Source organism: Geothrix terrae, assembly GCF_022808775.1.
Lineage (GTDB): Bacteria > Acidobacteriota > Holophagae > Holophagales > Holophagaceae > Geothrix > Geothrix terrae.
Genome location: NZ_JAKZLA010000009.1, coordinates 55,086 through 76,865 on the forward strand (window position 1 = coordinate 55,086; position 21,780 = coordinate 76,865).

At 68.6% G+C, this 21,780-nt stretch carries 25 protein-coding genes; 14 read left to right on the plus strand and 11 right to left on the minus strand.

Going from position 1 to position 21,780, the window contains the following annotated elements; genetic code table 11:
- Positions 1 to 51 precede the first annotated feature (51 nt).
- The 3 genes from MLE42_RS15020 (at position 52) to MLE42_RS15030 (ending at position 3,437) form a co-directional block, all read left to right on the plus strand.
- The gene (locus tag MLE42_RS15020; RefSeq protein ID WP_420843104.1) at positions 52 to 2,019 is read left to right on the plus strand and encodes an alpha-ketoacid dehydrogenase subunit alpha/beta; all 1,968 of its coding nucleotides are present in this window, start codon (positions 52 to 54) and stop codon (positions 2,017 to 2,019) included.
- Positions 2,020 to 2,148: 129 nt separating this feature from the next.
- The gene (locus tag MLE42_RS15025; RefSeq protein WP_243288692.1) at positions 2,149 to 3,003 is read left to right on the plus strand and encodes an MBL fold metallo-hydrolase; all 855 of its coding nucleotides are present in this window, start codon (positions 2,149 to 2,151) and stop codon (positions 3,001 to 3,003) included.
- Between the two features lie 140 nt (positions 3,004 to 3,143).
- Complete coding sequence (locus MLE42_RS15030) at positions 3,144 to 3,437, plus strand: hypothetical protein (protein ID WP_243288693.1); 294 nt, start codon at positions 3,144 to 3,146, stop codon at positions 3,435 to 3,437.
- On the opposite strand, the gene MLE42_RS15035 is transcribed toward MLE42_RS15030, so the two are convergent.
- The gene (locus MLE42_RS15035) at positions 3,427 to 6,963 is read right to left on the minus strand and encodes a serine/threonine-protein kinase (protein WP_275975950.1); all 3,537 of its coding nucleotides are present in this window, start codon (positions 6,961 to 6,963) and stop codon (positions 3,427 to 3,429) included. The genes MLE42_RS15030 and MLE42_RS15035 overlap by 11 nt on opposite strands.
- Positions 6,964 to 7,132: 169 nt before the next feature.
- Positions 7,133 to 7,504, minus strand: coding sequence for a response regulator (locus MLE42_RS15040; protein WP_243288694.1), 372 nt, complete (start codon positions 7,502 to 7,504; stop codon positions 7,133 to 7,135).
- Positions 7,505 to 7,739: 235 nt separating this feature from the next.
- On the opposite strand from MLE42_RS15040, the gene MLE42_RS15045 reads away from it, so the two are divergent.
- The 5 genes from MLE42_RS15045 to MLE42_RS15065 all read left to right on the plus strand — a co-directional run bounded on the left by MLE42_RS15045 (position 7,740) and on the right by MLE42_RS15065 (position 11,828).
- A complete protein-coding gene (locus MLE42_RS15045) occupies positions 7,740 to 8,504 on the plus strand; it encodes a TetR/AcrR family transcriptional regulator (protein ID WP_243288695.1) in 765 nt (254 codons plus the stop codon).
- A gap of 96 nt (positions 8,505 to 8,600) precedes the next feature.
- Positions 8,601 to 9,044, plus strand: coding sequence for an ExbD/TolR family protein (locus MLE42_RS15050; RefSeq protein ID WP_243288696.1), 444 nt, complete (start codon positions 8,601 to 8,603; stop codon positions 9,042 to 9,044).
- Complete coding sequence (gene tolA, locus MLE42_RS15055; protein WP_243288697.1) at positions 9,041 to 9,856, plus strand: cell envelope integrity protein TolA; 816 nt, start codon at positions 9,041 to 9,043, stop codon at positions 9,854 to 9,856. The genes MLE42_RS15050 and tolA overlap by 4 nt, the downstream gene beginning before the upstream one ends.
- A 125-nt stretch (positions 9,857 to 9,981) precedes the next feature.
- Entirely contained in the window at positions 9,982 to 10,542 is a 561-nt protein-coding gene (locus tag MLE42_RS15060) for a hypothetical protein (RefSeq protein ID WP_243288698.1), read from the plus strand.
- A 68-nt stretch (positions 10,543 to 10,610) separates the two neighbouring features.
- Complete coding sequence (locus MLE42_RS15065; protein ID WP_243288699.1) at positions 10,611 to 11,828, plus strand: hypothetical protein; 1,218 nt, start codon at positions 10,611 to 10,613, stop codon at positions 11,826 to 11,828.
- On the opposite strand, the gene MLE42_RS15070 is transcribed toward MLE42_RS15065, so the two are convergent.
- Positions 11,815 to 12,330 (minus strand): hypothetical protein, encoded by a 516-nt coding sequence (locus MLE42_RS15070; RefSeq protein ID WP_243288700.1) that lies wholly within the window; start codon positions 12,328 to 12,330, stop codon positions 11,815 to 11,817. The two genes, MLE42_RS15065 and MLE42_RS15070, sit on opposite strands and share 14 nt — an antisense overlap.
- A 220-nt stretch (positions 12,331 to 12,550) precedes the next feature.
- Here MLE42_RS15070 and MLE42_RS15075 point away from each other — a divergent pair, with 220 nt between their 5' ends.
- A complete protein-coding gene (locus MLE42_RS15075; RefSeq protein ID WP_243288701.1) occupies positions 12,551 to 12,994 on the plus strand; it encodes a cupin domain-containing protein in 444 nt (147 codons plus the stop codon).
- Positions 12,995 to 13,018: 24 nt separating this feature from the next.
- Here the strand turns inward: MLE42_RS15075 and MLE42_RS15080 are convergent, their stop codons facing one another.
- From MLE42_RS15080 to MLE42_RS15115, 8 genes are all read right to left on the minus strand, one after another.
- On the minus strand, positions 13,019 to 13,543 hold the full coding sequence (locus tag MLE42_RS15080; protein ID WP_243288702.1) for a dihydrofolate reductase family protein: 525 nt from the start codon (positions 13,541 to 13,543) through the stop codon (positions 13,019 to 13,021).
- Between the two features lie 93 nt (positions 13,544 to 13,636).
- Entirely contained in the window at positions 13,637 to 14,242 is a 606-nt protein-coding gene (locus MLE42_RS15085) for a TlpA family protein disulfide reductase (protein ID WP_243288703.1), read from the minus strand.
- Positions 14,243 to 14,375: 133 nt separating this feature from the next.
- On the minus strand, positions 14,376 to 14,861 hold the full coding sequence (locus MLE42_RS15090) for a hypothetical protein (RefSeq protein ID WP_243288704.1): 486 nt from the start codon (positions 14,859 to 14,861) through the stop codon (positions 14,376 to 14,378).
- A 52-nt stretch (positions 14,862 to 14,913) separates the two neighbouring features.
- Positions 14,914 to 15,774, minus strand: a complete 861-nt coding sequence (locus MLE42_RS15095; protein WP_243288705.1) for a hypothetical protein — start codon at positions 15,772 to 15,774, stop codon at positions 14,914 to 14,916.
- 140 nt (positions 15,775 to 15,914) lie between these two features.
- Positions 15,915 to 16,352 carry a hypothetical protein gene (locus MLE42_RS15100; RefSeq protein ID WP_243288706.1) on the minus strand — a complete coding sequence of 146 codons (438 nt, stop codon included), beginning with the start codon at positions 16,350 to 16,352 and terminating at the stop codon, positions 15,915 to 15,917.
- Between the two features lie 163 nt (positions 16,353 to 16,515).
- Positions 16,516 to 16,890: an energy transducer TonB gene (locus MLE42_RS15105; RefSeq protein WP_243288707.1), complete on the minus strand. Its 375-nt coding sequence runs from the start codon at positions 16,888 to 16,890 to the stop codon at positions 16,516 to 16,518.
- Between the two features lie 251 nt (positions 16,891 to 17,141).
- Complete coding sequence (gene lpxB / locus MLE42_RS15110; protein ID WP_243288708.1) at positions 17,142 to 18,287, minus strand: lipid-A-disaccharide synthase; 1,146 nt, start codon at positions 18,285 to 18,287, stop codon at positions 17,142 to 17,144.
- Positions 18,284 to 18,970, minus strand: coding sequence for a hypothetical protein (locus tag MLE42_RS15115; protein ID WP_243288709.1), 687 nt, complete (start codon positions 18,968 to 18,970; stop codon positions 18,284 to 18,286). Before MLE42_RS15115 ends, lpxB begins: the two co-directional genes overlap by 4 nt.
- Before the next feature lie 28 nt (positions 18,971 to 18,998).
- Here MLE42_RS15115 and MLE42_RS15120 point away from each other — a divergent pair, with 28 nt between their 5' ends.
- The 5 genes from MLE42_RS15120 to MLE42_RS15140 all read left to right on the plus strand — a co-directional run bounded on the left by MLE42_RS15120 (position 18,999) and on the right by MLE42_RS15140 (position 21,710).
- On the plus strand, positions 18,999 to 19,361 hold the full coding sequence (locus tag MLE42_RS15120) for a DUF2203 family protein (RefSeq protein ID WP_243288710.1): 363 nt from the start codon (positions 18,999 to 19,001) through the stop codon (positions 19,359 to 19,361).
- 4 nt (positions 19,362 to 19,365) lie between these two features.
- Positions 19,366 to 19,728, plus strand: a complete 363-nt coding sequence (locus tag MLE42_RS15125) for an MGMT family protein (RefSeq protein ID WP_243288711.1) — start codon at positions 19,366 to 19,368, stop codon at positions 19,726 to 19,728.
- Between the two features lie 31 nt (positions 19,729 to 19,759).
- Positions 19,760 to 19,996 carry a phosphoribosylformylglycinamidine synthase subunit PurS gene (gene purS / locus MLE42_RS15130; RefSeq protein WP_243288712.1) on the plus strand — a complete coding sequence of 79 codons (237 nt, stop codon included), beginning with the start codon at positions 19,760 to 19,762 and terminating at the stop codon, positions 19,994 to 19,996.
- Positions 19,996 to 20,694, plus strand: a complete 699-nt coding sequence (purQ, locus tag MLE42_RS15135; protein WP_243288713.1) for a phosphoribosylformylglycinamidine synthase subunit PurQ — start codon at positions 19,996 to 19,998, stop codon at positions 20,692 to 20,694. The genes purS and purQ overlap by 1 nt, the downstream gene beginning before the upstream one ends.
- Positions 20,695 to 20,852: 158 nt before the next feature.
- Positions 20,853 to 21,710 carry an AraC family transcriptional regulator gene (locus MLE42_RS15140; RefSeq protein WP_243288714.1) on the plus strand — a complete coding sequence of 286 codons (858 nt, stop codon included), beginning with the start codon at positions 20,853 to 20,855 and terminating at the stop codon, positions 21,708 to 21,710.
- The last annotated feature ends 70 nt before the right edge of the window (positions 21,711 to 21,780 follow it).

Genomic DNA, 21,780 nt, shown 5'->3' on the forward strand with positions numbered 1-21,780 from the left:
GAGGGCCCGGGCGCCCCCAGCCGCGAGGACCTCGCCCGATGGTACGAACTGATGCACCTCGGGCGCATCCTGGATGACAAGGCTCCGAACTACCTGAAGCAGGCCATCGGCTGGTCGTACCACGCCCCCTGCGCGGGCCACGACGGCATCCAGCTGGCCGCCGGGCTGGCCTTCCGCGCCGGCCAGGATTTCCTGTTCCCCTACTACCGCGACATGATGACCTGCCTCGCCGCGGGCCTCACGCCCGAGGAGATCATCCTCAACGGCATCTCCAAGGCCACCGACCCCGCCAGCGGCGGCCGCCACATGAGCAACCACTTCGCGAAGCCGTCCATCGGCATCCAGAACGTGTCCAGCCTCACGGGCAACCACACCCAGCACGCCGTGGGCCTCGCCCGCGCCGTGAAGTACTACGGCCGTGACAGCGTGGTGTTCTGCAGCCAGGGCGAGTCCTCGCTGTCCGAGGGCTACTGCTCCGAGAGCATCAACGGCGCCGACCGCGAGCAGCTGCCCGTGGTCTTCATCGTCCAGGACAACGGCTACGGCATCTCCGTGCCCAAGCACGACCAGAGCGCCAACGACTACATCTGCGACAACTTCAGCGGCTACTCCAACCTGAAGATCATCAAGTGCGACGGATTGGACCTCCTGGATTCCATGCGCGCCATGGCGGAGGCCATCGCCCATATCCGCACCGGCCAGGGCCCGGCCATGGTCTACGCCATGTGCGTGCGCATCGGCAGCCACTCGAACTCGGACCGCCACGAGCTCTACCGCGACGACGCGGAGCGGGCCGAGGCCAAGGCCAAGGATCCCCTGCCGCGCTTCCGCGCCTACTGCCTGGCGCACGGCCTCGCGGAGGAGGAGCTGAAGGCCATCGAGACGGAGAACCAGGCCCGCTACCTGGCGGCCCACGACCAGGCCATGGCCGCGCCGAATCCCGATCCCGCCACCATCCACGACTTCGTCATCCCCGAGGGCTGGATCTCCGCGCAGTATCCGGACGGCACGCACCACGCCGAGGGCAGCCCCGTCAGCGTGATCACCGCCCTCAACCAGACCCTGAAGGAGGAGTTCCGCCACAACCCCGACACCTTCATCTGGGGCCAGGACATGGCCAACAAGGAGAAGGGCGGAATCTTCAACGTGTCGAAGGGGATGCAGCAGGAGTTCGGCGAGAAGCGGGTCTTCAACGCCCCCATCGCCGAGGACTTCATCGTCGGCACCGCCAACGGCTTCTCCCGCCTGGACGACAAGATCCGCGTGGTGGTGGAGGGCGCCGAGTTCGCCGACTACATCTGGCCCGCCGCCGAGCAGATCGTGGAATGCAGCCACGACTACTGGCGCAGCAACGGCCAGTTCGCCCCCAATGTCACCATCCGCCTGGCCTCCGGCGGCTACATCGGCGGCGGCCTCTACCACTCCCAGAATGTCGAAGGCTGGCTCACCACCCTGCCCGGCATCCGCGTGGTGGTGCCCGCCTTCGCCGACGACGCCGCGGGCCTCCTGCGCACGGCCCTGCGCAGCCGCGGCACCACCCTCTACCTCGAGCCGAAGTTCCTCTACAACGCGAAGATGGCCCAGGCCGTGGTGCCGCCGGACTTCGCCGTGCCCTTCGGCAAGGCTCGCGTCCGCCGCGAGGGCACGGACCTCACCATCCTGGCCTACGGCACGCCGGTCCACTTCGCCCTGGAAGCCGCCGCCAAGCTGGAGAAGGAAGGCAAGTCCGCCGAGGTGATCGACCTCCGCAGCCTCAGCCCTCTGGACACGCCCGCCATCCTCAAGTCCGTCAAGAAGACGCACCGCGTGCTCATCGCCCACGAGGACAAGGTCTTCGGCGGCTTCGGCGGCGAGCTGGCGGCCATCTGCGCCTCCGAGTGCTTCGTCTGGCTGGACGCGCCCGTCGAGCGCGTGGGCTCCGAGTTCACGCCCGTGGGCTTCAACCGCATCCTCGAGCGCGCCATCCTCCCCAACGCCGACAAGGTGCTGGCCGCCGCGCGCAAGGTGCTGGCGTTCTGATTTGATTGAAAAGCAAACGACTCTCGCCGAGGGTCGCAGAGAGAGCGGAGGAACGCAGAGGAAGGCTGCTGTGGCTTTCTTCCCCGTGTCCTCTGCATCCTCCGCGAGTGTTTTCAAACAGGAGTCTCCATGCAGTTCGGTCCCTGGGATGTCCAGATCGTCAGCGGCGGCACGTTCCGGCTGGATGGCGGCGCCATGTTCGGCACCGTGCCGAAGGTCGTGTGGAACAAGCTCTACCCCGCCGACGAGGAGAACCAGATCCTCATGGCCACCAACTGCCTGCTGATCCGCGGCGAGGTGGGCGGGAGGAGGCACGTCATCCTCGTGGACAACGGCAACGGCGACAAGGAGAGCGACGACTTCATGGCCCGCTTCAAGTTCGAGGGCCGCGGCGTGCTGGACGCGAACCTCGCGAAGCACGGCGTGAAGCCGGCGGACATCACCCTCTGCATCCTCACCCACCTGCACTTCGACCACGCGGGCGGCAGCACGCGCTTCGGCGCCGACGGCAAGCCCGTCCCCAGCTTCCCCAACGCCCGCTACGTCGTGCAGGCCAAGGATCTCGCGGACGCGAAGCACCCGCACCTGCGCGTGAAGGCCAGCTACCTCCCCCAGAACTGGGAGCCCCTGGAGGCCGCGGGCCTGCTGGAGACCGTGGACGGCATCGCCGAGCTGCTGCCCGGCATCTCCGTGCGCCCCGCCCCCGGCCACATCGAGGGCCTGCAGAACGTGATCGTCGAGGGCGGCGGTCGGCGCCTGGTCTATCTGGCGGACCTCATCCCCACCGCCCGCCACATCCAGCCCGCCTGGTGCATGGGCTACGACCTGGACGTGGTCACCTGCGTGAACGAGCGCCAGAAGCTGCTGGATGAAGTGACCGGCACAGACACGGTGTGCGTCTTCGAGCACGACCCCGAGTTCCCCGCCGGCACCGTCAGCCGGGACGCCAAGGGGAAGTACCTGGTGGCGCCCGTCGGTTTCTAATCGAGCCGCATAAACCGGCTGTCCCGACAAATAGATTCGATTTATTCCAGGATTGGACTAGGCTGGATCGCCGTACCCGATCAGCCAGGGTCCACCCTGGGCCTTTGGCATCCCTCCCAACCTTTCTCTCTGGAGGCGTCATGGCCACCAAGCAGATGAACGTCAAATCCGACGGGTTCAATCCGGACACGCTGTCGGTGAACAAGAACCAGGACTCGGTGCACTTCGTGCAGAGCGGCCAGGGGGCGCCCACCACGGTGACCCTCAGCAGCTCGGCGCTCTTCGGCCAGACCACCTGCACAGTGGACCCCAACACGACCGGGACGAACATCTACCCGGTGCTGGCGACGGTCACCGACGGGGACTACATCGTGTCCCTGCCGCCTTCACCCAAGCTGACCAAGGACAGCGGCACCATCAACGTCACCGGCTGAGGCGCACCACGCCGGCCGTCGCCGGTTCCCCGCGCTCCAGCCGCCGGGCCCGGTCCTCCCAGGAGGCGAGAACCCGCGCGAGATGCGGGTTCTCGCCCGTGGACGCGGCCAGGTCCTTCAGGGCCTCCCGAGCCCCTTCCCGGCGCCCCTCCCGCGGGGATCGCTCCGCTTCAAGCAGGCGCAGCGTGGCCCGGAGGGCCAGGGCCTCAGCCCAGCGGGGACGGGCCCGGAGAAGGGACTCCGCCTTGGCCCGCCCCTGGGCCAGGGCCGGGCCCGCGTCCCGTCCCCAGGCCTGTTCCCATTCGGCCTGGGCGCGCCAGAGCTGCCCGAGCGCCAGCAAGGATTCCTGCGAGGCGGGATCCACGGCCAGCGCGTGATCGAAGGCTTCCCGTGCGACCACGAAATCCGCGTCCACCGCCCGGGCCCAGGTGGCCTTCCACTGGGCGTAGGCGGCCCGGAGCTGTCCCAGGTTGTGCCAGGTGTCGCGGTTCTTGGAGTCCATGGCCAGGGACTGGGCCAGGATGGTCTCTCCCGCCTGCACCTGGGCGCGGGGATCCGCCCCCGTGCGGACCGCCCAGGCCACCCGCAGGGCGCAGCAGTGACCGGCATTGTCGAGGAGCCCCTGGCTCCCCGGAGCCGCGCGGCGCCCCTGCTGCACCACCGCCTCGGCCTCCGCCAGGGTCCGCGGGGAAGCCGACCACCGGCTCTCGGTGATGAGCTGGTCGGAGAGGTTCAGGTAGCCGTAGGACTGGGCCGGGGCCGCCTGGATCGCCCGCCGGTAGCAGGCCTTCGCCCGATCGCTCCAGGAAGCCGGATCCTCCCCCCGCTCCCAGGCCTCCCGGGCCAGCTCGGACCAGGCCATGCCCTCCCCGTTGTGGAGGTTGGGGATCGCCGCATTGATGGCCAGCCCCTGGCGGTTCAGCTCGGCGGCGCGCTGCAGCAGCGGCCGGGCATCCTCCCCCCTCGCCCGGGCCCGGAGGGCCTGGGCATAGGCCACCTTCCCCAGCAGGAAGTAGGGGACGAAGTGTTTGGGATTCAGGGCGCGGGCCCGCTCCAGGACCTCGGCGGCGTCCTGGAGGTCCGCCTCGGGCCGGGTGGCGGCGGGAAGCCCGGCCCGCTGTTCCAGGCAGGCGCCGAGGTTGATCCAGGCCGGCAGGAGGTGCGGCTCCATCCGGGTGGCGGCCCGGAACCCCTCGATGGCCGCGCCGAGGTGCACGGAGGGATCCCGGCCCTGGCTGTCCTCGAACTGGGCGAGGGCCCGGCGCACCAGGCCGATGTGGTTCCACACCGAGTAGTCGCGCTTTTCCTCCGAGAGCCCGTCAAAGGCGGCGAGGGCCCGGGAGAGGGGCTCCGTCGGGTCGAGGTTGCGCTGGAGACGGGCATTCCCCAGCAGGTAGTAGGCCTTGCCCAGGGCCACCCGCGCGTCCGCCCGGGCGGGGCCCGCGGTCACGGCCTTCCAGCAGGCCGCCACCGCCTCCTGGGCGAGGTCCACGGCATCCTCGCCGCGGGTCGCCCGCACGTCCGCCAGGTTGCCCTGCAGCGCGGCCTGGAGGATCAGGGAAGGCACATGGTCCGGCTGGAGGCGCAGCGCAGTATCCAGGGCCGCCATGCCGCGGTCGAAGGGCCCCTGGACATCCCCCTGCCCGTACTTCTCCATGAAGAAGGCGTTGTTCTCCAGATCGGCGGCCGTGGCGAACACCGCGGGCACGCTCCGCCCCGTAACGGCCGCGGCTCGCAGGGCCTGGCGCCCTTCCTCGAAGTCCCGATGCGCGCCCTCCCGGTCGCCCCGGTTCCACTTCTGCCAGGCCCGGGCCTGCAGCAGGGAGCCGCGCAGCAGCGGGGCCTCGTAGAACCAGGGCAGCTCGGTCCCCAGCGCCTCGAGCCGCGCCAGGGCCTCGTCCAGCCGCCCCTCGTAGAAGGCCAGCAGGGCCTCCAGGTAAGCAGGGGAGGGCACGTCCGCACCCCTGGCCTGGCGGAGGAAGGCGAGGGCGGGATCCCGCAGGGTGCGCTCCACCTCCCGCAGGCGGGCCTCCCGCTGATCCGCGGAGGCGATGCGCTCGGCCTCCAGCAGCTGGTCCCGGTACTGCCGGCCGAGGACCAGGCTCAGGGCATAGGCCACGCGGGGCTCCCGGTAGCCGGCGTCCCAGGCCATCTGCAGGTGCTCCCGGGCCTTCTCCACGTCATCCAGCGTCCAATGGCCCAGGCCCAGAGCGTAGTGGCCCGGCCCATTGGCGATGGCGCCGGCCCGAGCCAGCTCGGCCTGGAGCTGGGTCATCTGCTCCCGCACGGCCTGCAGGTCTGGCCGGATATCGTGGGGCGGCGACAGGGCGGAGTAGCGAGCCAGGGAATCGATGCGGCCCGTGGCCTCGGTGAACTGCTGGGCGAGGCGCTCCCGGCGGCCGGCGTCGCGTCGCGTCTTCACCGCGACGCCCAGGGCCACCAGCACGGCCAGCGCGGCCGCGGCGCCCACGGCCGCCAGCTGCCGGTGCTTGCGGAGCTTGCGCTGGACGCGGTACCAGAGCCCCGTGGGGCGGGCGAGCACCGGGTCCCCGGCAAGGAAGCGGTCGAGGTCCTCGGCGAGGGCGCGGGCCGACTCGTAGCGGCGGCCGCGCTCCTTCTCCAGGCACTTGAGGGTGATGGCTTCCAGGTCCCGGGGAATGTCCAGGCCCGGCCCGCGCATGGGCGGGACCTCCGCGGAGGCGATGGCGCCCAGGATCTCCAGCGGGTTGGCTCCGGTGACCGGCGGCCGCCCGGTCACCGCGTGGTAGAGCGTGGCGCCCAGGCTGTAGATGTCCGTGCGGCGGTCCAGGCGCGAGACCTCTCCGCGGGCCTGCTCCGGGGACATGTAGGACGGCGTGCCCAGCACCGAGCCCGTCTCGGTGACGTCCTGGTCCCAGTCCCGGGCGAGCCCGAAGTCCATGACGAAGGTGCGCAGAGCGCCGTCCTCCGTGCGCTCCACCATGATGTTGGAGGGCTTGAGGTCCCGGTGGATGATCCCCACCCGGTGGGCCTCCTGGACGCCCAGGGCCGCGTCCCGCACCACCATCGCCCGCTGCTCCAGCGACAGGTCGGCGGCCGCCAGGTCGAAGGGCCGCCCGCCGAGGCACTGCATGGCGATGAAGACCCGGCCCTCCACCTCGCCCACTTCGAAGACCTTGCACACGTGGTCGTGGTCCACCCGGGCCTGGGCCCGGGCCTCCAGCATGAAGCGCGCGAGGTGGCGGTCGTCGTCCAGGCGCACGAACTTGATGGCCACCATGCGGCCCAGGCGCCGGTCGCGGCAGCGGAACACCTTGCCCATGCCGCCCTGCCCCAGGAAGCCCAGGCACTCGTATCGGTCCCAGCCCGGCACCGGGAAGGCCGGCGGCCCGGATCCGGCCGCGGGGACGGGCGCGTCCAGGGTCAGGCCGCTCCCCGCCGCGGGCCCAGGCCCGGGCTCAGGTTCGGGCTCGGGCTCGCGGCCGTCCAGGGTCTCGGCCCGGGACCACAGGGGATCCATCTGGCGCGCCTTCGGGTCTTCATCCATCTGCGCAGCTCCCAGGGCGAGAAGTTGGCGGCGGAGACCGATATTCAGAATCGAATCATGGCACGTTAGACCCACTCCATATCAATGGTCAATTTGTTAATTTAAGACCATGCGATCAGCGACCGTGCCGATCGGGACGGCCGTCCTTGTCTCCCACTCGCTCCTGCCATCAGGCGAGGTGGCTCCTGAGGTCGGCCAGGCTGAAGGGCTTCGGCATCAGGCGCACCCCGGGGTAGCGCCCCACCAGCTCCAGGACGGCGTGGTTGACGCGGCCGGTCGAGATCACCACGGGAAGGTCCGGACGGAGGGCGCGAAGGCGTGGCAGCGTGCCAGCCCCGCCCAGTCCGGGCATATCCATGTCCAGGATCGTCACCACGGGCTGGAGTCCCCCCTCCAGGAGGTCCAGCGCCGCTTCCCCCGTGGCGGCTATGACGGGCTCGAAGCCCAGGAAATCCAGGATGGCGCCCACGGAATCCTGGATGGAGGCATCGTCGTCCACAAGGAGGACCACGGCGCGCGAGGCAACGCGCGCACCAGGCAAAGCCGTCTCCGGGTCAGGCTCGGGTTTCCCGACTGCAGGCATGGGGGTCTCATCGATCTGTTGTCCAGTCTATCGTTAGGGTCCGAATGGCTCGATTCCAGGGTCACCGGGACTGTTAGTCTTGTGATTATCGGCATTTACGTTGACGCCCCCAACAGCCGTTCTAGAAACCAGAGGCCTCGCCAACCGTATGGTGGGGACGGTGGAGAGGGGGGATCTCGTCATGGACGAGCGGATGCGACTGTTGCGGGGCCTCGAGCCCAAGCACGCGGGCCAGGCCTCGTACACCGCCATCCTCGAGGCGGCCGCGGGCCTGTTCCGGCAGTTCCCCGCGGACGCCATCGCCCTGCGGGACATCCTCGCCCTGTCCGGCGTGGGCAACCAGACCCTGTACAACTACTTCCCCGCGGGGCGGGACGACGTGGCCATCGCCCTCTTCGACCGGCTCCGGCGCGCGGACGAACGGGCGTTCCGCCACCACGTCCAGACCGTGGCCTGGGATTCCCTGACGGAGGCCGAGGACATCACCATGGCGCTCAGCGCCGCCCTCGCGCGGGCCACGGTCGGGAACCTGAAGGGGAGCCTGCAGCTCCATGCGACGGTGAACGCCTACCTGAAAGCCCATCGCCTGGGTTCCCTGGCCACCCCTGTCGAGGGTCTGGAGGAGGCCCTCCGGCAGGAGATCCTCCTGCGCTACGGAAGCCGCTTCTCCGAGCGCGCCCTGGCTCCAGTCGTGCACCTGAGCCTGCATGTCGTGCATGGCGTCGCCGACGTGGCCATGGCCCATCCCGCCTGCCCCCTCGGAGACCTCGAATCCATGGCGCGGAAACTTCTCCGGCCCATCCTGCAGTCCGGGCTGAGGCGCGAAACCCCGGTGAGTGGGGACCACCCGTTCGCCGCCGACGCGCCCGCCCCCGTGGCCATCACCGGGGCCCCGGTCGGCCCCTCCAGGCGGGAGGCCATCCTGGCGCGGATCTTCAAGCGCCAGCGGCCCCGGTAGCCCCGCGTCCGATCCGGAGCCGCCAACCACGGTTCCAGCCGCGCCGACAGCAGACCTGGCAGGCGGTAGACTGGTACCCAGACGTGCGAGGTCCCCGTGTCATTCACCCCAGGCAGCAGGCGCGGCGCCATGGCCGACATCAACATGACCCCCCTCATCGACGTGATGCTGGTGCTGTTGATCATCTTCATGATCGCGGCCCCCATGATGATGACGGGCGTGGACGTGAAGCTGCCGGAGAGCCGCACGGGCCGGAACCTGGAGAGTGAGGCCCTGACGGTCTCCATCACCTTCGACGGCCGCCTCCAGTTCGACCAGGCCTTCATGGCCCTGCCCGTGCTGGCCAACCAGCTGAAGGCCCGGGCCCAGTCCGGCGGCAAGCGGCCCGTGCTGGTGCGGGCCGACCACAACGTGCCCTACGGCCGCGTCATCCAGGTGGTGGACGCCATCCGCGAGGCGGGCTTCACCCAGGTGGGCTTCGTCACCGCCGCCGCGCCCATCGCCGCGCCCACCGCCGCGTCAGCCACTGGAACGAAATGAGCCAGGACCTCCAGGCCTACCTCCGCAGCCGCGCCCACCTGGGCGAGCTCCGCTGGGGGCCTGGGCTGGCCCTGAGCCTGGCCCTGCACCTCACCATCGGCGTGGCCTTCTTCTGGCCCCGGGGCGGCGGCGGCGAGAAGGCCGAGGAGGTCAAGGTCACCTGGGTGAACCTGCCCGCGGCCATGGGCGGCCAGTCCGGTGGTTCCGACGCCATGGAGGTGGGCAAGACCGGCGAGCGCCTGCGGCGGGTGGAGGAGGTGGCCCCGGTGCGGAACACCCCGCCGTCGGCGACGGCCCCGGATCCCTTCGCCACGAAGACCACCAAGTCCGCCGCCAAGGGCGACAGCAAGGATGCCGCCAGCACCGGCACGGGCACCACCGCCGCCAAGGGCAAGACCGCCACGCCCAACCCCGTGGCCGGCGCCGTGGGCTCGGGCAACGGCGCCGCCTTCGGCGCCGGCTCGGGCATCCCGGGCCTGAACCCCACCTCCGGCGTCCAGGGCGGCGTGGGCCTGGTGGGTGGGGTGGACGGCAACTTCCCGTTCGTGTGGTACCTGCAGCAGGTCCAGGCCCGCATCACCTCGAACTGGAACCGCGTGTCCAGCACCCAGGGCCGCGTGCAGATCTACTTCCGCATCGCCCGGGACGGCAGCCTCGACCGCGTGCGGGTGGAGATCCCCAGCGGCAACGCTGCCATGGACGAGAGTGCCCGCATGGCCGTCCTCCGCGCCGCGCCCCTCCAGCGCCTGCCGGACGGCTACGACGGCTCGTACCTGGGCGTGCGCTTCTGGTTCACGTACCTGGGGAACTGACCAGGAACCCCGACTCGCTGGCCCCCTGCCTGAGGCGGGTCGGTCGAAGTTGCCCCTTCCCTCCAGGGAGCCGTTCCAGGCCTACCTTTGGGGTGTGCGCACCAGCGCCCCAGAAAGGGGGATTTATGCCAGCGCTCATCAACCTCACATCCGCCTCTCTCGCTTGGAAGAAGACCGGCGGGACCGGTCCCACCTTCAGCCTGGAGACCAGGGAGGGAACCGCCGCCACCCTCGCCTTCCTTCCCGAGGATCCCACCCTGGCCCGGGTGGAAACCTCCGGCGGAGCCTGGACCCTCAAGCACAGCCGCTTCCCGGCCAGTTCCGTCACCCTCCGCCAGGCAGGCTCCAAGACGGACCTGGCCATGTTCCATCCCCACCTGGTGGGAAACGGGAAGCTGGTCTTCCAGGGTGACGAGACCTTCGACTGGGTCCGCATCGGAGGCATCCACCCCGGCGCGGCGTTCCTGGACGCGGACGGCCTGCCGCTGGTCCAGCTCACCGTGAACCCGGACGGCACCAGCCGGTCGGCCCCGGAGGACACCCCCCTCGCCCTGGTGGACATCTCCCAGCCCCACCGGCGCCTGGCTGATCCGGCCCTGCTGGCCGCCATCGGGTGGTACCTCCTCCAGCTCGAGACCCTGCTGGAGGACCCGGGCGTGGCCGCGGAAACCAGCCTGAGGATGTAGGGACCCGAACCGGTGACGTCTGACAAAACGCCAGGGCGCCGGGGGATCGGGTGCACTAAACTCCCCTGATGCGCTCAGCCCTCTGGATGACGGTGGCCCTCGGGTTTCTTCAGGCCCAGCCGCCCTGCACCGTGACCGCCGAGCCGCGCGAAATCCGCCCGGGCGAATCCGTGCTGTTGGCCTGGACCTGCCCCCAGTCGGCCCAGGTGCGCCTGGAACCCGGCGGCATGATCCTGCCGGGACGGTCCCAGGTGACGGTGCGTCCCGCCTATACGACGAGGTACACCCTCTTCGACGCGAGGTCCGGCGCCGAACCCGGCGGGGCCGAGCTCGGCCACGCAGAGGTGCGCGTGACGCCCGGGATGCCCCTGGGCGAGGCCGCCCGCATCTGCGCCTTCGACGCCAGCACCAGGGCCGTGCTGCCCGGCGAGCCCGTGGTGCTGAAGTGGGAATGCGCGGGCAGCGCCAAGGTGCGCCTGGAGCCCGGCGGCCTCGAGCTCGATGGCAAGAGCGAGGTGACGGTCACCCCCCTGGAGAGCACCCGCTACACCATCACCGCCAACAACGCCGCCGGCGGCCAGAGCCGCACGCTGGAGGTGGCGGTGCTGGGGCACCGGGCCATGGCGGCGGCCCAGACGCCCATCGCCAGCGTCTGCAGCTTCGAGGCCAGCCGCACTGTGGTGAAGCCCGGCGAGCAGGTCGATCTCAAGTGGATCTGCCAGGGCGACGCCAAGGTGCGTCTCGAGCCCGGCGGCCTGGAGCTCGACGGCCAGTCCAGCATCGCCGTGGTCCCCGACAAGACCACGGTCTACACCCTCAGCGTCAGCAACCTCATGGGCGGGTCCTCCCGCAGCCTCGAGGTGCAGGTGGAGGCCCCGCGCCGCGTGCTCACGGAGAAGGACCTGGCCGATCCGGAGGAGGCCGTGAAGCCGCTGGAGCGCATGGACCTCCAGGAGGCCCTGCACCGGGGCGCCGCCCAGCGGGCCGCCGCCCCGCAAGGCGCCTGGACCCTGCGCTTGGTGGTCTCCGGCCGCGCCGAGGGCCTCAAGCAGGTGGCCAGGGCCGCGGGCCCCAAGGCGCCGGACGTGCTGGTGCTGCCCTACGTGCGCCCCGACGGCTTCCGCTGGTGGCAGGCCTGCTATGGAACCTACCCCACCCGCGCCGCCGCCCTGAAGGCCTGGCGGAGCGCCCCGGAAAGCCTGCGGAAGACCTTCCGCGACGCCCTGCCCCTCCGGTTCCAGCACCTCCCCGGGGATTCGCCAAAGGCCGGCCCTAGTTCCGGGTGACCTCCAGCGTGTAAGGCTCGCCGACCATGTTGGCGTCGAGGGTGTCGACGATGAAGTAGATGGTGCGCGTCTCCTTCGTGGGGTTCTCGTATGTGGCCTGGGGCTCGCCGGTGGGGATCCGGTTCTGGAGCAGCCCCGGCTCGTCCCGCCCCCAGGCGTTCACGGCCAGCACCCGGAACCAGGCCTTCCGGCCCTCCACGACCTGGGCCTTCACCTTGCCGCCCGCCGGCACCTCGATGGCGAAGGCCCGCCGCCCGCTCATGTCAGGGACCTTGTCCGTCACCCGGACGCTGCCCGCGGGCAATTGGAGGGCCGGGATGGACGGCCCTTTCCGGGCCCCGTGCCGGCTCTCGCCCAGGATGCTGGCCTCACCGCCGGGATCCGGGCGATGCGGGGTCATGGGACCCCGGGGGGCATTGGGAAGGTCCTTGGCCTCCACCACCGGCAGGGGCGCCGGGGCCTGGAGGACCACCATGGGAAGCATCAACAGACTGAGAAGCATCGGCACCTCCGCGCACATCCATCTCTAAGATGCTCCCAGCCCGGGATGGGTTTAGGAGCATCACAAGCGCCCAGGACATCGCCTCTGGAAAAGCCTTCCCCTGCCCCCCCCTCTTGGCGGGGGAATCGGCCTCTGCCGCCGGACAATCCACCTGTTGCGACAGACAAGGCGAGGGACTATCGTCGGACAGCCCATGCGGGCTTTCTACCAGGAGGAAGCAATGAAGATCTCACCTTCCGGGCTGGTCGTGCTTTCCGCGGCCTTGGTTGCCGGCACCCTTTCCTTCGCCCACGGCGGCGAGAAGCGCAGCGGGGAGGTCACCCTGGCCGCCGACAAGCTCCCGTGGGAGGAGCTGGCGGCCAAGGGCGTCGGCGTGATGGTGGCCGATGTCGAGGGCCTTCACGCCAAAGGGGCCTGGCACGGCTTCGTCAAGTTCCCCGTCGGCAGCAAGAGCGCCGTCCACGCTCACTCCAGCGCCCTGAGGCTCGTGGTGGTGTCGGGCACCTTCCGCTACGGGAGCGACCCCGACCACGAGCAGCCCTACGGTCCGGGCTCCTACGTCTTCATCCCGGCGAACCATCCCCACTCGAACAGCCAGCCGGACGGGGCCGTGGTCTACGTCGAGCAGCCCGGCAAGTACGACAACAAGCCTGTGGGCCACTAAGCCGAACCGGGGCGCGCCACCCGGTCAGCGGAGCACCTGGTACTCGCTCTGGACCAGGCCGCTCGGGAAGGACCGGGTGGCGACATGGCGCAGGTGGATGTCGTGAGGCAGGGTGCTGAAGAGGGGGATGCCCTCGCCGATCAGCACCGGAACCCGGGTGATGATGAGGCGGTCCACCAGCCCCGCCCGCAGGAACCGCTGGATGGTGATGCCGCCATCCACGTAGAGATTCGTGGCCCCGCGCTCCGCCAGCCGGGCCACGATCTCCGCCGGCGAGCCCGCCATCTGCTCCACCGCGCTGCCGATGGCACTCGGCAGCCGGAGCGGCTGGCCGCTCAGCACCACCACCCGCTTGGAACCATAGGGCCAGGGATCGAAGGTCAGCACCTTCTTGAAGGTCTTGCGGCCGATGACCAGGGCATCGATGCCCGCCAGGAACTCCTCGTAGCCGTGCGCCTCCCCGCCCCCCTCCGGCAGCCAATCCAGGTCGTGGTTCAGGCGCGCGATGAACCCGTCCACGCTCGCCCCCACAAAGACGGATACCGTCATCGGGCCCTCCCCACCTTTTGGGTGGCGCGGAGTGGGTGAAAGTGACCGGATTTGCCTGCGGCCAGGCGCTTTTCAGAAGCCCGGATCAGGGCCTCAGCCCCCGGTCGAGGGGCTTGCCGGCGCTCCGAGCACCTGGCCGAGGGAGATCTCCAGGTCCCGGCTGATCTGCTCGCTCCCGCCGGTGCTGGCCACGGCAAGGTTCCCCTGGCGGTCGATGATCAGGTGCGTCGGGAACGCCACGCTGGACCCCGACATGGCCAGCTGCTTGAGCGCCACGAACGGGATGCAGGCCACCGGGAACTGGAAGGGCCGGGTTTTCAGGAACGCCCGGACCTTCGACTCGTCGTCGTAGGCCAGGGCCAGCATGACCAGGTCCGGATGGGATCCGAGCCGGGCGTGGAGGGCATTGAGGTCGGGGATCTCCTTCACGCAGGGCGGGCACCCCGTGAACCAGACGTTGAGGTAGACCACCTTCCCCCGCAGGGCCGCCAGGGACCACGTCTTCCCCTGCAGGTCCGCGAACTGGACGTCGGCCACCGGCTGGCCGATCCTGGCCTTGAACGCCTCGGCGGGGCGCAGCCCCTGCGGAGCCTGGACGGGGGCGACGGAGGCCCCCTCGGACTTGGAGGCGGGCGGGGCCTGGCCCAGGAGCGCCAACGTCGAAAGCCCCGCGGCCAGCAGAAGTCGTGTGGAAGTCATGGAGATGCCCTCATGGGTGGGCCCCGATCGTGGGGGCGCGGAAGGTCGAGTCAGGACTCGGTGCAGCAGAAGAAACGACAGGAAGCGGAGCGCGTGGAAGGCCACGTAAGCGGGACTCGGGCCGATGGGGCGGTCAGTCGAGCCGGAGGACGCCCCAATGGTTCAGGAGGAGGTACGGCGGAAAGACCACCAGGCAGAAGGCGAGGAATGACACGAGAACGACGCCGGTGACGTTCCAGCCGGAGCGACGCTGGTACTGCTCCGAGGCCTCGAGCTGCGCTTTGGAGAGCTGCTTGGCGCTGGCGACGCCGCCGGCGGCAATGGAATAGAGCAGCGGAATCACCTGCCGCGGAAAGCGCTCGGGCAGGAAGGGCAGCAAGGCCAGCAGCGCCACGTTGAAGGCGATCCCCAGTCCCAGCGTCAGGCGTTGGCCCCGGGTGTCTTGCAGCGCCTTGAAATTCTGGTGGAGGGTGAACACCGCCGCGAACGGGCCCCCGAGGAAGGAGGCCAGACGCACCTGGAACGGGGTGTAGATCGGCCGTCGCTCAGAGGCGACCTCCGCCCCCGGTTCTGCGAGCAGGGCTTCCGGCGGAGCGTAGGGATTGGAAATGTCATCCATGGGAGATCCTTTTTGTCGAGATGCAATCCGGGTGGATGGTCAGGCTTGTGTGCTACGGCTTGAAGCTGACTTCATAGATCCGCCAACTGCCTGCAAACTGGGCGAAGACGATCTCTTTAAGAACAGCACTCTTCGGAAATTTGATGACATGGAAGACCCCGCTCTCGGAGAGCCTGATCTGGGGGTCTTCCTGGGCGTCTTTTCTTGACAGTGCATCATTGAGACCCAGCGGGCCGTAGATGACCTCCTTGATCTTGGGGTTGGAGCGAACTTCATTTTCGGAGGGGCCATTATAAGAAATGATGTTGTCGCCCCTATAGAATTCGAAATCTGGCGTAAGCATGGCTTCCAGAGCCGCCGGATCCTGCTTTGCTAGGATCTTCTTCAAGCTTTCAGAGGTGGGTAGAGGCGGAACCTCTTTCGAGAAGCCATCGAATCCCAGAATCCTGATGCTGACAACCAAGCCCTCATGATTGAGCTCTAAGCTGTAGTTTCGATCGGCGTAGTCGAGGCGCGTATATTCCGTGCCGTCATCCAGATACTTCGATTTCGACTTGGGCGGACCGAGCGACTTGAGCACCTCGCTTTCGGTCGAGCCGAGCGTGACCCCGGGGAGGCCCCCATCCCCCGGCGTCGGCTTTCCAAAGAGCTGGATCGCGGTGATGCGATCCTTCTTGGGCGCTGCGAATTCGAAAATCAGCAGGTGCTCATGTTTTTCAGAGGTCCAGAAGGCCTTGATCAGCCAGCCATCCGAGGTGGTCCGCTCCTCATAGGGTTTCCCGAGGGCTGCTTCAGCCACCCTGGCAACCTGGCCCAACTGGAACCCACCTAGTTTCAGTTGACTCGGTAATTCTTGGCCAATAGCGAAGGTGGAAGCAAGAGCCAGCAGGATTCGGAGGGGCTGTTTGAGCATGTTCCTATCTCCAGAAGGCCTGAGGAAGGAAGCAACCGGCCCCACCTGAGCCGAGGCGAGGAGCGGAGACGAGGGAGCGAGAGGTTGAGAGAGGGCAGACGGCAATGTAGGTGGGGTCCGAGTTGAGCGGAGGGTCAGGTTCACCTGTTGGTTGGATTCAAACCGAAATATGAATACGCAGCTGAGACAGCCAATCCCAGCCACGCCTGACCAAGTGTCGTGAGTTGTGGAACTTCTTTGGGGTGGTAAAGGCCAACCATAAAAGCGGTAAGCCCGGTGGCGACCCACACAATTACGTAAGATACGGACACAATTGATAGGAGCTTGATGGCCCAAGGTGAGGCTTCTTGTTTAAGGGCACGCCTTGCTGGCACTTCCCCTGGCTTTGCGATGGCAAGCTCGGCGACCACAAGCGCTGAGACGAGGCCTCCGATGACAGAGAGGGCTTGTGCCATGCCTTCGGTGAATGCGAGTCCGGCCGTAGGTAGGCTATAGACGATCTTGATGGCTGCGCGCACAAGATGAACATAGATACCAAGGAGAATTACCGAAATGAGACCCCCAAAAAGCAATTGCATTGTGGACCTCCTATGAGTGAGTGAAGGGACCCAACGAATGAAGCTAAGCGGCCCCGCCTGCACCGAGGTGATGAACGGAGCCGAGAAAGCGGGATGTTGAGAGAGAGCGGAAGGCAGCGCAGGCGGGGTCCGAGTTGAGCGCAAGGTTAGGCTGAGCGGTTGTCTACTTGGCTTGATTGGTCATTCTCAACCTGAACGGCATGCTCAGTTTGAAGCGAGCATATTGAGGTACACCGTTCAAAGTACAGGGTGCAAATTTCCATTTGAGTGCATATGCCTCAGCTGTTTGGCGAAGCTCAATAGGGCCTTCTAATGCTATTGCTGAATAAGGAATACCCTTAGTATCAACAGTCAATTGAACTACGACAGTACCTTGGATACCGGCTACTTTCGCTTCAAGAGGGTACGGTGGAGCAGGAGGTTGATAGATGACTCGTATTTGACTGAAATCAGTATAGAGACTGATCTTTTGATCATTTGTTTTGGGGGGCGTGCAACCTAAAGAGATGGCGAGGGTTAGGATGAAGCATCTCTTCATTGGAACTCCGAAAGAGAAGGGGGAATGCGGCCTAACTTTTTGAATTAGACGACCAAACCCGTCCTGAGCCCGTCGTCTGATATGAATGAAGGAACGATACCGACATTGTAGATCACCGGGTCCTTTCCCCGCCGAACGGTGGCAAAACCTGGGGCGAACGGGAATGCCCCGCCCTCCCGACGCCGGGTGGGGTGGGAAGCAGGGATCGCCCAATCGGTAGTCCCGCTCTCAGGCTCTCTTGGCAGCGCCCCTCAGGCCTGGAGCTTCGCCAGCAGATCTTCGGCCACGCGGCCGGCGGCGCCGGGCTGGCCCAGGTGGCCGCGCACCTCGCCCAGCTCGGCGCGGATGCGCCTTGCTGTCTCGGGGTCCAGCAGGCGCGCCAGCTCCAGGCCCAGGCGCTCGGGGTTCACCTCGCCCTGGAGCAGCTCGGGGGCCACTTCGCGGCGGGCCACCACGTTGGCGAGGCCGAAGTGGGGGACCTTCACCACGCGCTTGGCCAGTTCAAAGGTGAGGGCATTCAGCTTGTAGACGATGGCGAAGGGCGTGCCCAGCAGGGCCGTCTCCAGGGTGGCGGTGCCGGAGGCCACCAGGGCCGCGTCCGCGTGGGCGCGGGCGGCATAGGGGCGGTCCTGCACCAGCGCCACGGGGGCCGGATCCTGCGTCGGGCCCAGGTGCGCGCGCACGAAGGCGGGCTCCAGCGTGGGGGCCACGGGCAGCACCCACTGGACCTCGGGCCGGGCCGTGCGCCAGCGCCGGGCCAGCTCCGCCATGGGCGGCAGCAGGCGCTCGATCTCCCCCTTGCGGCTGCCGGGCAGCAGGGCCACCAGGGGCCGCATGGGGTCGAGGCCGGTCTCGGCGAAGAAGGCGGCGCGGTCGCACTCGGGCTTCACCACCTCCACCAGGGGATGGCCCACGAAGCGGGCGTCCACGGGATAGCCGCGGAACAACTCGGGCTCGAAGTCGAAGAGGCAGTAGAGCGTGTCCAGCACCGTGCCCAGCTCGGGGATGCGCCCCTTCTTCCAGGCCCACACCTGGGGGCACACGTACTGGTGCAGGGTCACGGCGGGCAGCTGCTTCCGCAGGGCCTTGGCCAGCCGCAGGTTGAAGCCCGGGTAGTCGATGAGCAGGGCGCCGGCGACCTGCTCCTCCGCCGCGGCGGCCAGGATGGCCTTGAACAGCCGGTTCAGGCGCGGCAGGTGCTTGATGACCTCCACGAAGCCCACCACGGCGAGATCCTTCACGTCCGCCAGCTTGAGGTCCAGGAAGGGGCTCATGCGCGGGCCGCCCACGCCCACGAGGCGCAGGTCGGGCCGGCGGGCCTTCAGCTCGCGCAGCAGCTCCGCGCCGTGCAGGTCGCCAGAGTCCTCGCCCGCGATGACCAGCAGGGTCTTCGTCATGAACGGTTCCCCGTGGGATCCCAGTGCCGCCCGAAGGCGAAGCCCTCCGGCGGCTCCGCGGCGCGGTCCAGGCCCGGGGGCAGGATCTCCTCGGGGAAGATCACCTCGGGATGGGCGGCGGCCAGCGCGGCGGCCTGCGCCTGGAAGGTGGCGGGATCCTCCGCGGGCAGGGCCATGTCCCACCGGTAGCCCAGCTTCTGGAGCGGGCGCAGGTCCGAGGCCGGCCCGCAGACGCCGCACCAGAGGCGGTCCGCCAGGCGCTCCGCGTCCACGGTGCCCGGGTGCCAGCAGAAGCCCACCGCGTCGGCCTTGGCCTGGGCCAGCAGATCCAGCACGGCGGCCTCGGCCCCACCCTCGATGCTCAGGGCGATCTTCGCGCCGCGGCCGCTGGCGGCCTCCAGCAGGGTCTCCAGGTGGCCCAGCAGGCGGAAGCCCGCCTCGCGGTTCTGCGGGCGGGCGGCGGGCAGGATGAGGAAATCCGGGCCGAGCGAGGCGTGGAGCACCGCGAGCCCCTCGTCCACGGGCGACTCGCCGGACAGGTGGACGGCGTGGATGGCCAGGCCTCGCCGGGCGAGGATCGACCAGTCGGGATGCAGGCCGCCGTCCCACCGCAGGGTCAGGGGCGCCAGGGGAACCCAGGGACCGGGATCAACGTGGGAAGGGATCTGGGGCACGAACCGCATCGGCTTATCATGGAGCATCGGAGGTGCCATGGGCCGCATTTTCACCCTGGACGAAGCGCGGGCCCTGATGCCGCAAGTGAAGGCATTGACGGAACCTGTCTACACACTGGCCGCCAGCCTCGCCGAGGAGCTGACCCAGGCGGAAGAGGCCCGGGACGAGCGCCGGGTCGAGGAGCTGCGCGAGCGCCTGCAGGTCCTGGTCAAGTCCTGGCAGCAGAGCATGCAGGACCTGGAAGCCGACGTGAAGGGCCTGTGGCTGGTGGATTTCGATGCCGGCGACGGCTACTGGTGCTGGGCCTACCCCGAGGAGGCCCTCGACCACTGGCACAGCTACGAAGGCGGCTTCCGCTCCCGCGTGCCCGCCGACCAGCGGCCCGGCGTGCGGGCCTGAGCGCATGCCCAGGCCCAGACCTGTGAAGCGCATCGAACCCGACGCGCCGCCCACGGACTTCCGCGCGGCCGTCCTGGCGGTGGTGGCGCGCATCCCCAAGGGTCGCCTGGCCTCGTACGGCCAGGTGGCCCTGCTGGCGGGCTTCCCCCAGCGCCCCCGGCAGGTGGGCATGGTGCTGTCGGGCCTGCCGGAGGGCACGGCCCTGCCCTGGCACCGCGTGGTGAACACCCGGGGCTACGTGCCCAGCCGGGGCCGCTGGTGGGGCGCCATGGAGCAGATCGGCCGCCTGCGGGACGAGGGCATCGAGGTGGACGACCAGGGGAACCTGGACCTGGAGGCCCATCGGTGGCGGCCCCGGGGCCGGTGACCATCAGGTACACTGGAGGGCGGAGGGCTCCATGAAGGTGCGCGTGTCGGTGCAGTTGAAGCCGGGGATCCTGGATCCCCAGGGCAAGGCGGTGGAACAGGGGCTGCACGGCTTCGCCTTCGAGGTGGAGCATGTCCGCATCGGCCGGCTCATCGAGATGGACATCCCGGGCACCGACCCCGCCGAGGTGAAGGCCAAGGCCCAGGCCATGTGCGACAAGCTGCTGGTCAATCCCGTGATGGAGAAGGCCTCCATCGAGGTGTTGTGATGCGCGTGGCCGTCCCGGTCTTCCCGGGCTCCAACTGCGACCACGACGCCCTCCACGCCTGCGGCACCGTGATGGGCTGGGACACGATCCCCGTCTGGCACCGGGACACCCGGCTGCCGGAGAACACGGACCTGGTGTTCATCCCCGGCGGCTTCAGCTACGGCGACTACCTGCGCTGCGGCGCCATCGCGGCCCTGGCGCCCATCATGGCCGACGTGAAGCGCCACGCGGACCAGGGCGGCCTGGTGATGGGCGTGTGCAACGGCTTCCAGATCCTCTGCGAGGCCCAGCTGCTGCCCGGCGCCCTGCTGCGCAACGAGTCCCTGCGCTTCATCCACGCGGAGGTCTACCTGCGCGTCGAGCGGGCCGACCTGCCCTTCACCCGGGCCATGAAGGCCGGCGAGGTGTTCCGGGTGCCCATGGCCCATGCCGAAGGCAACTTCACCCTGGAGCCCGCGGACCTGGCGGATCTGGAGGCCCGGGGCGGCGTGGCCCTGCGCTACTGCTCGGCCCGGGGCGAGATCGGCGCGGACCACGTGCCCAACGGCGCCATGAACGGCATCGCCGGCATCGTGAACCTGAAGGGCAACGTGCTGGGCATGATGCCCCACCCCGAGCGGGCCGTGGACCCCAAGCTGGGCCCCACGGGCGGCATGGGGATGTTCCGGAGCCTGGAGGCGGCCTTCAGCAAGGTCTGAATTGGGTCTGAATCGGGCCTGAATCGGGTGGGGATGAGGCTTTGCCGGCAGCGTGGAAAAAAAACAGCCTTGGCTTGTGAAATTTTCACGCGTGCCGAAAAGTTTTCCTGTCATCCTTCCGGAAGGCCCCGATGGGCACCTCTGTTTATTCCTGAGCCATGAGCGTACCTGAAGCCAAGAACCTCCAAACTTATACCAGCGGACCTCTCCGCCTGGCCGTCCTCAAGCGCGACCCCGTGCCCGCGAAGCTGCTGCCCGCGCGGGACGCGTGGACGCTGCTCCAGCCCACGCATGCGGTGCGCGTCTGCACCAGCGAGGACCGCGAGGAGGGCGTCATCCGCTCCGGCGACCTGGCCCTGCTGCTGCCGGGCTTCGGCCACACCCTGAAGCGCCACCACGCGAACGCCCCCTTCGGCTTCACGGCGCTGTTCATGGAGGGCCCCTTCCCCGAGCCGCTGCTGTCGTCGCTCCAGAACCCGCCCCGCAAGTGGCAGGAGTCCAGCTTCGCGGTGCTCCGCAGCCTCAGCCTCAAGCAGCTGTTCAGCATCTTCACCCAGGAGCTGTCCAACCCCGACGGCGTGCAGCTGATGACGCGCGAGCTCTTCCTCATCCTGCTGGGCGCGGAGCTGTCCCGCCTCACGGAGAAGGAGGACCGGGGCCGCTTCCCCTACCGCCTGAACCGCTCCACCCTGCAGCTGGTGCTGGACCACATGGAAGTCCACATCGGCTCCAAGAACAGCGTGCCCGAGCTGGCCACCATGGCCCGCTGCACGCCGGACCACTTCATCCGCCTCTTCCGCGAGGCCACCAGCACCACGCCCCACCAGTACCTCATCGAGCGCCGCCTCCAGCGGGCCGTGACGCTGCTGGCCAACGGCGAGCGCCCCAGCGACGTGGCGAAGATCCTGGGCTTCTACGACGCCAGCGCCTTCACCCGCGCCTTCAAGCGCCGCTTCGGCGTGCCCCCCAGCGAGTACGCGCAGGAAGCCTACGAGCGGCAGTTCCCGAAGAAGTAGAAACGTCCTGGGCCTTCCCTGGTGGAGGCGAAGCAAAAGCCCGGCTCTGCCGGGCTTTTGCTTCGGGGTT

Excerpts from the sequence above, each read along its gene's own strand:
- MLE42_RS15100 (WP_243288706.1), bottom strand. The coding sequence starts at position 16,352 with ATGCAATTGCTTTTTGGGGGTCTCATTTCGGTAATTCTCCTTGGTATC.
- purS (WP_243288712.1), top strand. The coding sequence starts at position 19,760 with ATGAAGGTGCGCGTGTCGGTGCAGTTGAAGCCGGGGATCCTGGATCCC.
- tolA (WP_243288697.1), top strand. The coding sequence starts at position 9,041 with ATGAGCCAGGACCTCCAGGCCTACCTCCGCAGCCGCGCCCACCTGGGC.
- MLE42_RS15060 (WP_243288698.1), top strand. The coding sequence starts at position 9,982 with ATGCCAGCGCTCATCAACCTCACATCCGCCTCTCTCGCTTGGAAGAAG.
- MLE42_RS15030 (WP_243288693.1), top strand. The coding sequence starts at position 3,144 with ATGGCCACCAAGCAGATGAACGTCAAATCCGACGGGTTCAATCCGGAC.
- MLE42_RS15035 (WP_275975950.1), bottom strand. The coding sequence starts at position 6,963 with ATGGATGAAGACCCGAAGGCGCGCCAGATGGATCCCCTGTGGTCCCGG.
- MLE42_RS15090 (WP_243288704.1), bottom strand. The coding sequence starts at position 14,861 with ATGGATGACATTTCCAATCCCTACGCTCCGCCGGAAGCCCTGCTCGCA.
- MLE42_RS15085 (WP_243288703.1), bottom strand. The coding sequence starts at position 14,242 with ATGACTTCCACACGACTTCTGCTGGCCGCGGGGCTTTCGACGTTGGCG.
- purQ (WP_243288713.1), top strand. The coding sequence starts at position 19,996 with ATGCGCGTGGCCGTCCCGGTCTTCCCGGGCTCCAACTGCGACCACGAC.
- MLE42_RS15080 (WP_243288702.1), bottom strand. The coding sequence starts at position 13,543 with ATGACGGTATCCGTCTTTGTGGGGGCGAGCGTGGACGGGTTCATCGCG.
- MLE42_RS15025 (WP_243288692.1), top strand. The coding sequence starts at position 2,149 with ATGCAGTTCGGTCCCTGGGATGTCCAGATCGTCAGCGGCGGCACGTTC.
- MLE42_RS15020 (WP_420843104.1), top strand. The coding sequence starts at position 52 with ATGCACCTCGGGCGCATCCTGGATGACAAGGCTCCGAACTACCTGAAG.
- MLE42_RS15075 (WP_243288701.1), top strand. The coding sequence starts at position 12,551 with ATGAAGATCTCACCTTCCGGGCTGGTCGTGCTTTCCGCGGCCTTGGTT.
- MLE42_RS15115 (WP_243288709.1), bottom strand. The coding sequence starts at position 18,970 with ATGCGGTTCGTGCCCCAGATCCCTTCCCACGTTGATCCCGGTCCCTGG.
- MLE42_RS15070 (WP_243288700.1), bottom strand. The coding sequence starts at position 12,330 with ATGCTTCTCAGTCTGTTGATGCTTCCCATGGTGGTCCTCCAGGCCCCG.
- MLE42_RS15125 (WP_243288711.1), top strand. The coding sequence starts at position 19,366 with ATGCCCAGGCCCAGACCTGTGAAGCGCATCGAACCCGACGCGCCGCCC.
- MLE42_RS15105 (WP_243288707.1), bottom strand. The coding sequence starts at position 16,890 with ATGAAGAGATGCTTCATCCTAACCCTCGCCATCTCTTTAGGTTGCACG.
- MLE42_RS15095 (WP_243288705.1), bottom strand. The coding sequence starts at position 15,774 with ATGCTCAAACAGCCCCTCCGAATCCTGCTGGCTCTTGCTTCCACCTTC.
- MLE42_RS15140 (WP_243288714.1), top strand. The coding sequence starts at position 20,853 with ATGAGCGTACCTGAAGCCAAGAACCTCCAAACTTATACCAGCGGACCT.
- MLE42_RS15120 (WP_243288710.1), top strand. The coding sequence starts at position 18,999 with ATGGGCCGCATTTTCACCCTGGACGAAGCGCGGGCCCTGATGCCGCAA.
- lpxB (WP_243288708.1), bottom strand. The coding sequence starts at position 18,287 with ATGACGAAGACCCTGCTGGTCATCGCGGGCGAGGACTCTGGCGACCTG.
- MLE42_RS15065 (WP_243288699.1), top strand. The coding sequence starts at position 10,611 with ATGCGCTCAGCCCTCTGGATGACGGTGGCCCTCGGGTTTCTTCAGGCC.
- MLE42_RS15045 (WP_243288695.1), top strand. The coding sequence starts at position 7,740 with ATGCGACTGTTGCGGGGCCTCGAGCCCAAGCACGCGGGCCAGGCCTCG.